The following is a 13,537-nucleotide window of genomic DNA, read 5'->3' as shown; positions in this document are numbered from 1 at the left end:
TCCCAATAAATCTTACTTTTCTCTCCCCCCTATTACATTCTCCCAAATCAATAAGGCTTTCTCCTGCAAAAAACCGGCTGAATGGAAGCATCCAGCCGGTTTTTTACGTCTCGCTTATTTACTGTTGTTCGTCGACGATACGTCCCTCTATTTCTGGATCCACCGTTCCAAGTTCTGCAACGTGGTCACGCAGGTTCTCCCAGTCGGCGAGTCCTAAATCCGTGACCCGCCCTTCGTCATAGGCTTTGGCGAAGACATCGTAACCATCGCCGCCTTTGGCCGTAAACGCATTTGTCGCGATCACATACTCTTCATTCTCATCAAGAGGGGTATAGTCCCCGTCCTGTTCTATTTCCACCGTCTCTACCCGGTTACCAGGTTCCTTGGAGCTGTCGTATGTGAACTGGATGCCGCTCACATGAAGGAAGCCGCCGTGTTCTTCAGGAGCCTGGCTCACACTGTGCTCGAGAGCCTCTTTCAGTTCCGCTCCCGTTAACTCCATGGTAGCCAGCGTATTTCCAAACGGAAGAACCGTTAAAATTTCTCCAATAGTAATGGGCCCTTCGTCAATGGATGTACGGATGCCTCCCCCGTTTTGGAGCGCAGCCGTCGTTTCTTCATTAAATTCTTTGGCTTTTGCCAGCATACCGTCTGTAATCAGGTTGCCAAGCGCCGTTTCACTGTTTCTTACACTGGTGTCATCCCCGTTGCCGAGGCGCGGATTAGGGAGCGCTTCTGCTGCAGTACCGCCGCTTTCCTGATTTTTCACTTCCTCCACCTGGGAAGCATATTCATCAAGAAGGGCCGCTGCCTTTTCATCCGCTTCCTGTTCCCCGATTTCAATTAATTCACCATGATGTTCTGTTACTATCCCTTCTTCATTAAAGGTTACATTCAAGGTGCCGAGGAATTCGCCATATTGGGAAGCCTGCACAATAACCGTCGGCTCACCGCTCTCGCCTTCCACAACATCCGGTTCTGAAAGGGCCGTGTGGGTGTGACTGCCAACAATGACATCAATGCCCTCTACCTGTTCGGCCAGCTGCAGGTCGTTATCATAATCAGGGTTATCGTCGTAACCGATGTGGGTCAGTGTCACAATTTTGTCAATTCCCTGTGCTTCAAACTGCTCCACCGCTTCCCGCGAGGCTTCAATATAATCTTCAAACACCACATCTGCAGGACTGGAAATCTCGGCGGTCTCCGCTGTTGTCAGACCGAAAATGCCGACCTTTTCTCCGTTCACTTCTTTCACAATGCTATTGTAGATTTCCCCATTTTCCGGCTCTTCTGCCATTTCATCATGAAACAGGCCGCTGAGATTTCCATCATTGGTAACGTCTACGTTGGAGCTGACCAAAGGAAATTCAGCCCCGGTGATGAAATCAGCCAGTGCCTGATGGCCTTCTTCTCTGGAGCCGAGGTCAAATTCATGATTGCCGAAGGTCATCATATCATAATTCATGAGATTCATAAATTCCAAGTCGGCCTGCCCTTCGAACTCGTTGAAATACAACGTCCCGGAAAACACGTCACCCGCACTCAATAATAAGGAATCAGGGTGTTCTTCCCGGAAATTTTCCACCGCTGTCGTTAGTTGAGCGACGTTATCCAGGTGGGCGTGGGTATCATTGGTGTGCATTATCGATAATTCCACGTCTTCTGTGTCCTCGCCCCCCGTGTCCTCATCCTGTTCGTCCAGCTGCTGGGAACGATGCAGAAATGTCGAGAACGCGCCGCGTGCCAGCGATTCCTTCGGCCGGAAATCATCCAGCTGCGTGGTCAGTTCGAGATCGGCCAGGGTTTGTACGTTTTCCTGATGAGAGGCATGCACATTGCTCAGCTGAATGTCAACGTCTTCTTCCGATGTATCATAGTCTTCCAGATTTAACGCTGGTACGAGCACGGAAGCGGTCTGCTCCCGGGTAATAGATTTCCCTGGTTGAAATTCCCCGTTGTTTCCTTTAAAGATTTCGGCCTCTGTCACTGCTGCGATTTCGTCGGCATACATGTGATCCGGACCGACGTCTTCATACCGTTCGAGCACCTCATCTATATGTTCCGGTGTTTCCAAATCAGCCGCTTCTGTCAGCATTACCGCTGCATGCTGACGTTTCACGTCGTCCCAGGGGCGGAATGTGCCATCTTCATACCCCCGAATCACTCCCTGCTCCGTTAGTGAAAGAATAGATTCATAGTGAGTGTCCCCTTCTTCCACATCGGTATACCCATCTGCCGCTGCTGTATTTGCTTCCGGTATTATAATAAAAACTGCTGCGGCAAGAGCAGTAACGGAAAATCCTTTTTGCCAAAAGCTTTTCGTTGAATACATGAATATAAATCCTCCCCATCGATTCATTCTCTGCAGCTGCCTATGTACCATGACCCTTCTCGTTTGTACCGGCATTGTAATAGTATTATTTACTGCCTTCCTAACACCCCCCTGCCTATGGTGAGAGAGCATAAAAGCGATACTATCCTCATTTTACGAAGAGAAATTAAAATAAACAAGAATTTTCTTACAATTTAAACAACCTTTATCTTTTTTACAAAATATCAATAGAATAAATTGTCCCGGCCCCTCTCGACATGAGACAAAGGGGGATCAGGAGATACGAATCTTCCGAAAATAAGTGCTTTTCTGGAGCAGGGAATGTGCTATGTTATCATGATGGGGATAGAATAATCTAAAGGGGTTTTATCAGCGATGACCGTTCCTATTCTTTATGAGGATAATCATTTACTTTTTGTAGAAAAACCGGTGAACATGCCGGTCCAAGAAGACAATTCCAGGGATAAGGACTTACTGAGTTTCCTGAAAGAAGATCTAAAGATTCGCTACCAGAAGCCGGGTAACGTTTACCTGGCCCTTGTCCATCGGCTGGACCGCCCCGTCGGCGGGGTGATGGTGTTTGCAAAAACGTCAAAAGCCGCATCTCGGTTATCTGATGCCATCCGCAGGAATGCCATGCAAAAACATTATTTGGCTGTGGTACGAGGCAAGCCGCCGAAATATCATGATACGCTGGAAGATTACCTGGTCAAGGACCGGCACAAAAATAAAGTGAGTATTGCAGGCTCGACCCATAAACAGGCGAAAAAAGCAGTATTGGAATATGAAACAATTGCCAGCAGCAACAATGTAAGCCTTCTTTCCATCCGGCTTCATACAGGCAGACCTCACCAAATACGCGTCCAGTTTGCTTCACGCGGCTGTCCGCTGTACGGGGATCAAAAGTATGGAACCGACGTTAATCAGCCGGGGCAGCAAATTGCTTTATGGTCTCATACCCTCGCAATCGAGCATCCAACAAAAAAAGAAGAAATAAAAATACATTCCAATCCCCCAAACGACTATCCGTGGAATCTCTGGAAGGGATAGAAGGAATAAAAGAAATCTATAGTACCACGGCCTGCGGGTATGACTGTGCTGCGGTATTCGTTTTTTGACGATAAAAAGAAGATGGAACCCGTGCGCCCTGCCGGGGTTATCTGCAACTTTTTTACGGCTTATGAAGCGCAACCCCCTTCACAAGCAAAGAGAAAATAGCTTAGTATGTGAAGAGCATTTATCATACATAGAAAGGAGTATAACGATGAACGCCGTACAAAAAATCGGTTCGTTTATGAGTAAGTATTTTGCTTTTATTGTTATTCTCGTATCGCTGATAGCTTACGCGGCGCCGGGTGCATTTGTATGGCTGGGAGCCTATGTGACGATTCTTCTCGGCATTGTGATGTTCGGCATGGGCATGACGATGAAACTTCGTGATTTTCGCGTGGTTGCCCAGCAGCCCGCCCCAGTATTCATCGGTCTGCTGGCCCAGTTTCTCATCATGCCGCTGGCCGCTTTTGTCATTGCTACGATAATGGGGCTTCCGCCGGAGCTCGCAGCGGGGCTCGTGCTCGTAGGCGCATGCCCGGGCGGGACCGCCTCCAATGTCATGGTCTACCTGTCAAAAGGGGATGTCCCAGTGTCGGTCGCAATGACGTCAGTGTCCACTATGCTCGCGCCGCTTTTGACACCGCTGATCGTTTACCTGCTTGCCAACCAGTGGCTTCCGGTCGGCGCAGGTGATATGTTCCTCTCAATCGTGCAGGTGATTATTATTCCGATCGCCCTCGGCTTGCTCGCAGCGAAATTTCTCCCTGATTTTACCGAAAAGGGACAGGCTGCTCTGCCGCTCGTTTCTGTTACTGCCATTATTTTAATTGTGGCCGCTGTCGTTGCCGGAAACGTAGAAAATATCGCAACGTCTGGACTCGCTGTGTTTGCTGCGGTTGTATTGCATAACGGCATCGGGCTCGCTCTCGGTTATCTGGCAGCCAGGGTCACCGGTCTCGATGAAACAAAACGCCGCGCCGTGTCGATTGAAACGGGCATGCAGAACTCCGGCCTTGGCGCCGCTCTCGCTACTGCCCATTTCAGCCCGCTCGCTGCTCTGCCAAGCGCCATTTTCTCCGTCTGGCATAACGTTTCCGGCCCGGCGCTTGTATCCTACTGGAGTACACGCGGCGCAAAAAAGGAGAAAGAATAACAATTATCATTCTCCCGGCTCTGCCAGAAGGCGGGGGATGCAATTTTATTTATTACGGAAATGGACAGGGGACGCTATACGAAGAGAGATCTTTTAGGTTTAACGTCACGCTGTCCCACATATCAAAAGCTGGAGATGCCTTTTTTAGAAAGGAAATCCCCAGCTTTTACCCTCATTATTTCAAATTTTTTTTAATATAAGAGGCTGTTTTCCGCATGTCCTTCGCGTCCGGTCGTCCAAACGGACCTGTCTGCTTTTGCTGATAAAGCAGTTTTCCGCTCTCGTCCAGGAGAAATACAGCTGGATCTCCATGTTTTCCTTCGTCTTCATATGGTGCTGTTTCATCGTCGTGCAAATAAACGCCGTATTCTTCCAGCATGGCAAAGTTTTCATCGGAAAGAATGGGAAACGGGAATTTATTTTCTTCCTGCCATTCCTTCAAATTACTAAGTGTATCCGAAGCCACTGCTGTTACGTGTATATCATGGTTGAGAAAATAACTTTCATTCTCTGCAAGATCATCCAGATCTTGTTTGCAGGCTGGTCACCAGGATCCTCGGAAGTAAACAATGAATCTCCAGCCCGGCCTTTGCTGCTGATCCTCGGACAAACGGTACATGTCACCGGAAGCGGAAGCGAGCGCTATTTCCGGAGCTTTTTCCCCTAATGACAGTTCCGGCATGAACAATCACCTCATTTCATAGAATGTTCTTTTTCCTCCTACCCGTTTTTGAATGAAAAAAATCCACTTTTTAACTATCCTGCACTCCACAAGATGCCCATTGTTATTTTAAAAACTGAAACCTTCTTGTTATGCCGATGACTTATTTTCACACCACTATCGTTTATGAAGATTGAAATTAAATTTCATACACTAATTCTTGCAGGTAGAGTATCTAATATAATTGTTGTTTTTAAGTGGATCTTTATTATGGAGACCTATTTTTTCAGCAACTCTCATAGACCCTTTATTTAATTGGTGAATATCCGCCACAACCTCCGTTATTTCAAGGATATCAAAAGCATAACGCAAAATTGCATGTGCAGCTTCAGTGGCATAACCTTTTCCCCAGTATTTACGTTTTAACCTCCACCCGATCTCTATTTTAGGTCCAACCGTATCTATAGGAATCAACATTATCCACCCAATGAAATCTTTATTTTCCCCTTTTGCTTCTATGATCCAGTATCCCATCCCTTTTGGATATTCTGTTTCTATTCTTTCTTTAACAAACTTCCTATGCTCTTCTTGGTTAGCTGATGGTTCGGTTACAAGGTTTGCTATCTCAGGGACATATTTCACAACCTCTGGATCACGATCCATCTCAATACAAGACTCCATGTCTTCCATGGTACGCTCTCGTAAACGCAGCCTATTCGTTTCCACTGTTTTCAACATCCCGAACCCCCGCTATCTAAAGAAATTACAATACGACGAAACAATTCTCTTATTTAAACCTATGCCCAAGCTGAATATAAGAGCTATACAGTTGGATAAAAGGAGATCTTTGTGGGAAATGGAATAAGTATTCATTACATGAATGTGAAAAGCTATCCTAAATAAGGCTAATGGCAGGGAAAAAGACGACGATAAGATTTCAGAACGCAGTTCTTCGAAGCAAATAGAGCCTGAGGAAAATGAACATGCTGTGTTGATTGATGTATAGGAAAGCTTTCTCAGCTTATAATTTATTCGGTAATAGACTCTCAAAATTGTAGATCTAATCGTGAGCGTCAAATAGTAAAATTAGGCTTTAGTTAATTACAATGCACACCATAAAAATCATACTTTAAAAGGCATTGATCCACCTCCACGTACAACAGGGCCCTTAGGTGACTACCTAAACCCAGGTAAGCTTATCCGGGTTCCGTACGACGTAGATTCTGGCAAACTTTCCACGTCGGAATTGTATAAAGATGGCGGCCGCCGTTTCATCCCCCGAACGGAGTACTATACCGGTCTCACCGTTCAGAGGGGCAGGCTCGAGGTGAAGTTTTTCCTGATAAAAGGGCTGCAGCCCCTTTAATGCTCCGGTGATGAATTGGGCCACATGTTCGCGCGTTTGTATCGGACGCGCGGCCGCGATGACTTTTCCGCCTCCGTCGGAAACGAGCACGACGTCTTTGGTCAGCAGGGACAACACATCATCCACGTTCCCATGCTCGAGGGATGTGAGGAACCGGCTGACCCATTCCCATTCGACCTCTTCAGCCGCGACAGTCTCATTCTCTGATAGTTCCATCTTGCTTCTTGCCCGGCTTATCAGCTTTCGGCAATTCGTTTCCCGCCTGTCGAGCAGTTCGGCTATCTCGGAATAACCGAAGGCAAGCGCCTCACGCAGGACGAAAACTGCCCGTTCCGCCGGCGTCAGCCGCTCCAGCAGCACGAGCATGGCATAAGACAGCAGCTCGCGCTGGACAACCGTCTCCTGCGTATCCGTCTCCTGCGTCCGAATCGGTTCGGGAAGCCACGGACCGACGTACACTTCCATCCTTTTCTGCGCCGACTTCTGCAGATCGATGCAGCGGTTGGTTACCATTTTACACAAATACGCTTTCGGCTTATCCAAACGTTCGGGTGGGACATGGTATACCTTAAGAAAAACGTCCTGTACCACATCTTCCGCATCTGACGCAGAGCCTGTCAATTGATAAGCCAGCGTGAACAGCAGCGCTTTATATTGATCGTACAGTTCTTCCATCGCCGTTTCTCCTTTTGTGGAAATATTGCAATCTTCATCTCTTGGTTTTTATCGAAGCATACTGGCGCCATCCCAGGCCAGCTTCTTGAGTTTCCATGCAATCTTTCCTGTTATGATCATATCAAGTCCCCATTTGCGTGACCACAACAATCCTCGGTTTTGCCCCAAACCGATGCTGAAGACGTCTATCAACGATCTGCTGGATTTGTGAATCGGCGCAGGATAGCCCTCCAGATCGGCCATCACGATTTTCCCCAATCGTCCCCCTTGCATGCCACCTTCAAAACACGTCATCTGATCCACCTTTCCGGTTCTCGGATCGACGATTCTTGTACAATCGCCAATGCTGTATACACCCGGCGCCCCTTGAACGCGATAACACTCATCCACCAGTACCTGGCCATCAGAAGTAAGTGGCAAGTCCATACCACCAAGAACCGGATTAGGTATCAGACCAATTGTCCAAATACATAGGCCAACCGTCAGACAATCATCATTGTTCAACGTCACCACCCCTGCTTCTTCCCGCATCACCTTACGATTGTGAAGCACTGTCACTCCACATTCGCTGAGCGCTTGCTCTAACTTCCGTCCAACTTTTTCCGGCCCTTCAGGAAACAGCCGTTCCTTTTCATTCAGCAAATAAACGGAAACGTCGGACGAATCGATCCCCAGCGCCGCTGCTTCCTTCCGCATGGCTAATACCAGCTCGGCGGAGGTCTCGATGCCACTGATGCCTGCTCCCGCCACCGCGATTGTCATCAGCCGCTTCCGTTCTTCAGGATTCGTATCGCCAACAGACTGCCGCATATTAGCACGCCAGCGCTCCCGGATGTCTGCTGCGGCTTGCGGATCGGTCAAGGCGATGCCGCCCTGATCGGAATTCGGCCGCCGAACAATACTGCCAACTGCCACGACTAAAAGATCGTAATGAATTCGGGCATCCTTTCCTTGCGCATCCGTATACCGGATTCGTTTTTCGCTGCTGTCCACAGACTGAACCATACCTTGCACGAATTCGAAATCTTCTAAAGACAAATCCGTCCAGGGAATCTTAATGTCTTCTTCATTCGCGGCCGGCCGAAACAACATCACTTTACGAACATGCCAGGGCTGTCTGTCGAACAGAACAAACCGAATCCGCCGTCCGCCCGCCTTACCCCGGGTCTTTTCCTGTATTGCTTTAAGTGCTGCAAGGCCTGCATGACCGCCTCCGATGATGATGCATGTCAAGTCGTTCATCATGCTTCAGCTCCTTTTTACGTTTTACCCATATAACGATGTAAGGCTCTGATTTGTGACATCGGAAACGAACGAATGAGAAACCGTTTTTGTTACACTACCTACTTTCTTTTTTAACTGATTGTATTCCATTATTCAGGAACATTTCGCCTGGTGTTACTCTTTCTGATCCTACCCCTTCTTTAAAAAAATTAATAGTAATGAACCAGGAATTCCTCAACAATCGCGCCTGATTGTAGATTTTTAAATGTATAACATAACTGTATACACCTCAGCTGAAGAATGGTTTATTTCTTGAGGAAATCTCTTATGCAAAATATATATCCCGTGGAGGCAGACTTCTGAAAATGGGGCGGTCCCTTCAAAATCCAGCCCCTTTTCTTGAAAACCTTTAAAGGACTTTTTATTTTTGGTACAACTTTATTATAAATTTACTAACAATGAGATGATAATAAAAGTTTTGTAGATGAAGTTAATATAAACCTAATGCCAAAGAACCGATTTCCCGGGACCAGGAAATCGGTTCTGATTATCGTTCTGTAACCAGCCAATAGAACCCGCCTTTTTTCCAGCCTAAATATATCTTCTATTGAAAACTCTATACAACATCATCAAATGAAGCATCACACTCTTTCAATGGTATATCACATCCTGTTTCACGCATCTTATCCTTCCTTTCTATAGGTACGCCATTGTACCATGCCATTCCCCTTTTAAATTAGAAAAACAATCGCACCCGATCGTATTGCGGAATAACATGGTTCATGGCCAGACAGATTATTTAGCCCTGTTTTTAAAAAACTCATACAGTTCTTCAACCTTATTAGTTTTAAAGACAAGTTCTTCCCTGTTAAAAACAAGAATAACAGGAAACTTTTCAACATTTAATTCTTCTTTATAATCTACAACATAATCTTTTTGATATGGTCTCCACGTCATAACCGTTTCCTGCTCTACCTTCTCCATTAACTGCTCATCCATTTGGGACGGAGGCGTTTCCCCTTCTTCATACATAACAGCAATATTTAATGTATCCTCTAAATGCGATAGAAGCCCTTTATATTTTTCTTCATACGTCATGTCTAACAGGATAAATGATCCGGTTAAATATGTTTATTGTGAATACTACACTTAGTTGGACAGATTCGTTAAGTTTATATAGACTTAAATTAAATAAACGCTGAGGACCAAACGAACAAGAAGAAGCTTTACGAAAGAATTAAAGAACAAATCGTCCAGCTACACACTTCAGACAAACCCAGAGCCGAAGTTATCAAAGAATACGAGCTGACGCCTTCTGCCTTTGATAAATGGGTTAGCCCATCCCGGACCAGTAAGTCCTTTGAAGGGAAAGGACAACCGCACTCCTGAGCAGGAAGAAATACGAACTTGACCTTGAACTATTTGATGACGTTCATTGGTTCAATCATATTCGTATTCATGGCCCACTAGAGTACTTAACACCGGCTGAATACAAGTCTAAGCACCTTTAAATATTTGTCGAGTTGAGTGTTGACATGCCAATATACTGAAATTGTATGGAGAAGAAAGAAGTCTACAAAACAAAGGAAGGAAGGAAGGAGGAGTTTAAGTGACATTGCAGCAATTGAGATATGTGATTGAAGTGGCGAAGCAACGATCGATTAGTAAAGCTGCGCATCGATTGTTTATTAGTCAGCCGAGTCTGTCGAATGCGATTAAAGAATTGGAGAATGAACTGGGGATTGCGATTTTTTCTCGTACGAATAAGGGGATTATTCTTACGTCAGAGGGTTCGGAGTTTTTAGGTTACGCCAGGCAGGTAATGGAACAGACAGACTTGCTTGAAAACCGCTATGCCAATGCTGCTCAACCCCCGCAGCAGCATTTCTCTGTATCCGGCCAGCATTATGCCTTTGCGGTCAGTGCGTTTGTGAAGCTGTTGAAAAATTATAATCGGGATGAATATGAGTTTACGTTACGAGAGACGAGGACGTATGAAATCATTGATGATGTAAAAAACCTTCGTAGTGAAATTGGGATTTTGTATGTAAATGATTTTAACGAACAGGTCATTCGGAAGTTTCTGAGAGAAGGAAATTTAACGTTTCATGAGCTGTTTCAGGCTAGACCGCATGTGTTCATCAGTTCAACGAACCCACTCGCGGCCCAGAAGTATGTTACCTTAGCTGATTTGGATCCTTATCCGTATTTGTCATTTGAACAAGGGGACTATAATTCGTTTCATTTCTCCGAGGAGATATTAAGCACCATCTCAAGGCGCAAAAATATTCGTGTCAGTGACCGGGCCACGTTGTTTAACTTGCTGATAGGATTGAATGGATACACAATTTCCACAGGGATAATCAGTTATGACATCAACGACGATGATATTGTGGCGGTGCCGCTTAAGGTGGATGAGAGCATTACAGTCGGGTATATTCAACATAAGAATGTGGCGAACAGCCCGCTGGCAACGATTTATATCAATTTCTTAAAGGAAACGATTGCCGAAGTTGCTATAGGTTGAAGTTATGACAAAGCATAGAATTTACGTGTTATACTATACCATTATTCAATGCTACACTGACCCTAAATTACTAAAGGAGAGGGTTAGCAGTGGGGAAAAGAAGTTTAGAACAAAGATTAAACGAAGGCACAGTCGTTGTAGCCGAAGGATATTTATTTGAAATGGAGCGCAGAGGTTATTTACAGGCAGGATCATTTGTACCAAAAGTAGCGCTGGAGCATCCGGAGGTTTTAAAGCAAGTATATCGAGATTACATGAATGCCGGTTCAGATGTGGTTTTAGCTTTCACCTATAATGCCCACCGTGAAAAAATGAGAATTATAGGTGAAGAACATTTACATGAGCCGTTAAACCGGAGTGCGATTCGTTTGGCGAAGGAAGTGGCGAAAGAACATCCTACAGAAGAAGCGTTAGTTGCAGGCAACATTTCGAATACAAATATTTTTGATCCGGAAGAGGCTGATTCCAGGGAAGAAGTAAGAAGTATATTTGCAGAAATGGCCACGTGGTGCAAAGAAGAAGGCGTCGATTTTATAAACGGAGAAACTTTTTATTACCATGAAGAGGCCGTCATTGCGCTGGAGGAAATTCAAAAGCAGGGTCTGCCGGCAGTCGTTACATTAGGGCTGATGGGCGAAAATATACTGCGGGATGGTTATACCGTTGAAGAATCCTGTAAAATTCTTTCTGAAAAAGGTGCGTTAGTGGTTGGGATGAACTGTTTCCGCGGACCAACTACGATGCAGCCATACCTGAAGGGAATTAGAAATGAGGTAGAAGGATATGTCGGTGGATTGCCCATTCCATATCGCACGACAGAAGAACACCCGACGTTCTTCAACTTGCCCGATGGAGGATGCAGTTGTTCCCTGCCGACCGAAACCACGTTCCCGACATCCTTAGACCCGCTTTATCACAATCGGTACGAAATAGCGGAGTGGGCGAAAGAAGCAAAAGATATTGGTATTAATTATATTGGTCTTTGCTGCGGGGCTTCACCTGCGATGATCAGAGCAATAGCAGAAGCGATAGGATACGAAACCATTAATTCCAAATATTCACCGGATATGGAGAAACACTTCTTATTCGGGAAAGATGAAACGCTGAAGGGTCATAATCTAAACTACAGTAAAAAAGCATAAGCCATAACGTGATCATTGAAAGAGGGGAAGCAGGAAAGCGAGTTGCCTTTATTGATTTCTAACATACTTTCTCCCTTATCATTACTGTTGTCAATTAGAATTCATATAGGTGTTTTAACGAAGTTTTTTCTCTTTAATATATTCTTTCACCGATTTGATGACTTCTTTTTCCGCAGCATTTATTTAGAAAAAAGATCTGTGATCGCAGGTCTTTTTTTTCCTTCTTTTTGCCATTTATCTAAACAGGAGTGATAAACAATGACATGAAAAGTTTTCTTATTCAGGTACGTACATTTTTTTCAGAGGTAATAACGCCTTTGTTTCATGCGGCATATTTTCATACCATTCTACAATGAGTTTTACCAGCTGCTCGAGATTAATTAGTTTAACTGAATATTGGTTAGCGACCTTGAGGGCACTGGATGAAAAACCTCCTGTAGAGATAAAAAGACAGTTTGCATCCATTGGATGCGCTCCTAATAATTGTTGAACCTCTTTTGAACCTGCTTTGTCTTTACGGTGCTTTACTTGAGTCTTTATGATTGGCTTTTGAAAACCAAATGCATCTTTATAGGCAAGCACGTCTATACCTCCATCCGGTCCTTTCCCACTTTCTTCAGCATAATACCCCATTGCAACTAATAATCCCGCTATTAGTTTTTGCATTTCCCATGGATCCAAATGATCAATTTTGTCTTCAATCATTCCCAAGGCAATTCCCATAATATCTTTAATTGCATCCTCTTCCGCTGTTTCTTCGTCACTGTCACTTTGAGAAGATGCTGCAGGATTGTTTAACAACTGTTCAAATGTTTCACCCCATTCATCCACTCTAAAAACCGTCAGGGTAGATCCCAGGCTGTTCTTTGCACCTTGAGGCAATATATCTCTTGCTATTCTATTATCTTCCCAATTTACACGGATGTGATTGGGATAATGAAAGTCACCCACTGTTTTGTCATAAAAATGATCCTCTGATACCGTTCCTATCATATATTCTCTTTTTTCCTTTGAATATGTAATTACTCGATCCCCTTGTCCTATTTTATGACTAAAACGCCATACCTGATTTACCCAGCTAGAACGAGAACGTGGATTCTTTTCTTCAAATACTTCATCAGCTTTTTTCTTTAAATCATCAACAGACCGATATTCCTTAGGATTACCGAGTGACGGCCAGCCTATCGACGCTATACCTTCCTTCTCCCAAACAGGCAGCAACTCATTATTATCACCAGCCCGAATCATCCACCATTTCGTTATAAGATCATCTCCTTTAAATCTTTGCAATTTGTTAATAGCTATTCAAGTATATTGTTTCACTGTTTCCACCTTTAAGTATTATCTCTATTATATATAACAATTAGCAGGAAGAAGAAGGGGTTAAAGAAATTAGTTACTCTT

General features: G+C 44.7%; 12 protein-coding genes and 2 pseudogenes. 6 read left to right on the top strand and 8 right to left on the bottom strand.

Features of this window, described 5'->3' with window-relative positions; genetic code table 11:
* Positions 1–118: 118 nt before the first annotated feature.
* Complete coding sequence (locus G475_RS0113545; protein ID WP_035711221.1) at positions 119–2,332, bottom strand: 5'-nucleotidase C-terminal domain-containing protein; 2,214 nt, start codon at positions 2,330–2,332, stop codon at positions 119–121.
* Between the two features lie 375 nt (positions 2,333–2,707).
* Between G475_RS0113545 and G475_RS0113540 the strand changes: the two genes are divergently transcribed.
* Both G475_RS0113540 and G475_RS0113535 read left to right on the top strand, forming a co-directional pair.
* Positions 2,708–3,382, top strand: a complete 675-nt coding sequence (locus G475_RS0113540; RefSeq protein ID WP_026701755.1) for an RluA family pseudouridine synthase — start codon at positions 2,708–2,710, stop codon at positions 3,380–3,382.
* 214 nt (positions 3,383–3,596) lie between these two features.
* Entirely contained in the window at positions 3,597–4,538 is a 942-nt protein-coding gene (locus tag G475_RS0113535) for a bile acid:sodium symporter family protein (protein WP_026701754.1), read from the top strand.
* 175 nt (positions 4,539–4,713) lie between these two features.
* Here the strand turns inward: G475_RS0113535 and G475_RS27780 are convergent.
* The 6 genes and pseudogenes from G475_RS27780 to G475_RS27250 all read right to left on the bottom strand — a co-directional run.
* Positions 4,714–5,070, bottom strand: a pseudogene (locus G475_RS27780) (peroxiredoxin family protein); the annotation flags it as partial.
* Positions 5,071–5,082: 12 nt separating this feature from the next.
* Positions 5,083–5,220 (bottom strand): hypothetical protein, encoded by a 138-nt coding sequence (locus G475_RS27775; protein WP_233275780.1) that lies wholly within the window; start codon positions 5,218–5,220, stop codon positions 5,083–5,085.
* A 192-nt stretch (positions 5,221–5,412) separates the two neighbouring features.
* Complete coding sequence (locus G475_RS0113525) at positions 5,413–5,937, bottom strand: GNAT family N-acetyltransferase (RefSeq protein WP_026701753.1); 525 nt, start codon at positions 5,935–5,937, stop codon at positions 5,413–5,415.
* A 442-nt stretch (positions 5,938–6,379) separates the two neighbouring features.
* On the bottom strand, positions 6,380–7,240 hold the full coding sequence (sigJ, locus tag G475_RS0113520; protein WP_026701752.1) for an RNA polymerase sigma factor SigJ: 861 nt from the start codon (positions 7,238–7,240) through the stop codon (positions 6,380–6,382).
* A gap of 48 nt (positions 7,241–7,288) precedes the next feature.
* A complete protein-coding gene (locus G475_RS0113515; RefSeq protein WP_233275778.1) occupies positions 7,289–8,485 on the bottom strand; it encodes an NAD(P)/FAD-dependent oxidoreductase in 1,197 nt (398 codons plus the stop codon).
* A 774-nt stretch (positions 8,486–9,259) separates the two neighbouring features.
* A complete protein-coding gene (locus tag G475_RS27250; RefSeq protein WP_156911701.1) occupies positions 9,260–9,448 on the bottom strand; it encodes a hypothetical protein in 189 nt (62 codons plus the stop codon).
* A gap of 214 nt (positions 9,449–9,662) precedes the next feature.
* Here G475_RS27250 and G475_RS27245 point away from each other — a divergent pair.
* The 4 genes and pseudogenes from G475_RS27245 to G475_RS0113500 form a co-directional block, all read left to right on the top strand.
* Positions 9,663–9,866 (top strand): annotated as a pseudogene (locus G475_RS27245) (transposase); the annotation flags it as partial.
* Positions 9,850–9,975, top strand: a complete 126-nt coding sequence (locus tag G475_RS26840; protein ID WP_084414125.1) for an IS3 family transposase — start codon at positions 9,850–9,852, stop codon at positions 9,973–9,975. The pseudogene G475_RS27245 and the gene G475_RS26840, both read left to right, overlap by 17 nt.
* Positions 9,976–10,073: 98 nt before the next feature.
* On the top strand, positions 10,074–10,991 hold the full coding sequence (locus tag G475_RS0113505; RefSeq protein WP_026701749.1) for a LysR family transcriptional regulator: 918 nt from the start codon (positions 10,074–10,076) through the stop codon (positions 10,989–10,991).
* Between the two features lie 89 nt (positions 10,992–11,080).
* Positions 11,081–12,133, top strand: coding sequence for a homocysteine S-methyltransferase family protein (locus G475_RS0113500; protein WP_026701748.1), 1,053 nt, complete (start codon positions 11,081–11,083; stop codon positions 12,131–12,133).
* A 276-nt stretch (positions 12,134–12,409) separates the two neighbouring features.
* On the opposite strand, the gene G475_RS0113495 is transcribed toward G475_RS0113500, so the two are convergent.
* A complete protein-coding gene (locus tag G475_RS0113495; protein ID WP_026701747.1) occupies positions 12,410–13,396 on the bottom strand; it encodes a restriction endonuclease in 987 nt (328 codons plus the stop codon).
* Positions 13,397–13,537 lie beyond the last annotated feature (141 nt).

The organism is Salibacterium aidingense DSM 18341 (assembly GCF_000429685.1).
Lineage (GTDB): Bacteria > Bacillota > Bacilli > Bacillales > Marinococcaceae > Salibacterium > Salibacterium aidingense.
The sequence above is the reverse complement of the archived record's forward strand: the minus strand, read 5'-3'. Positions and strand labels throughout refer to the sequence as shown.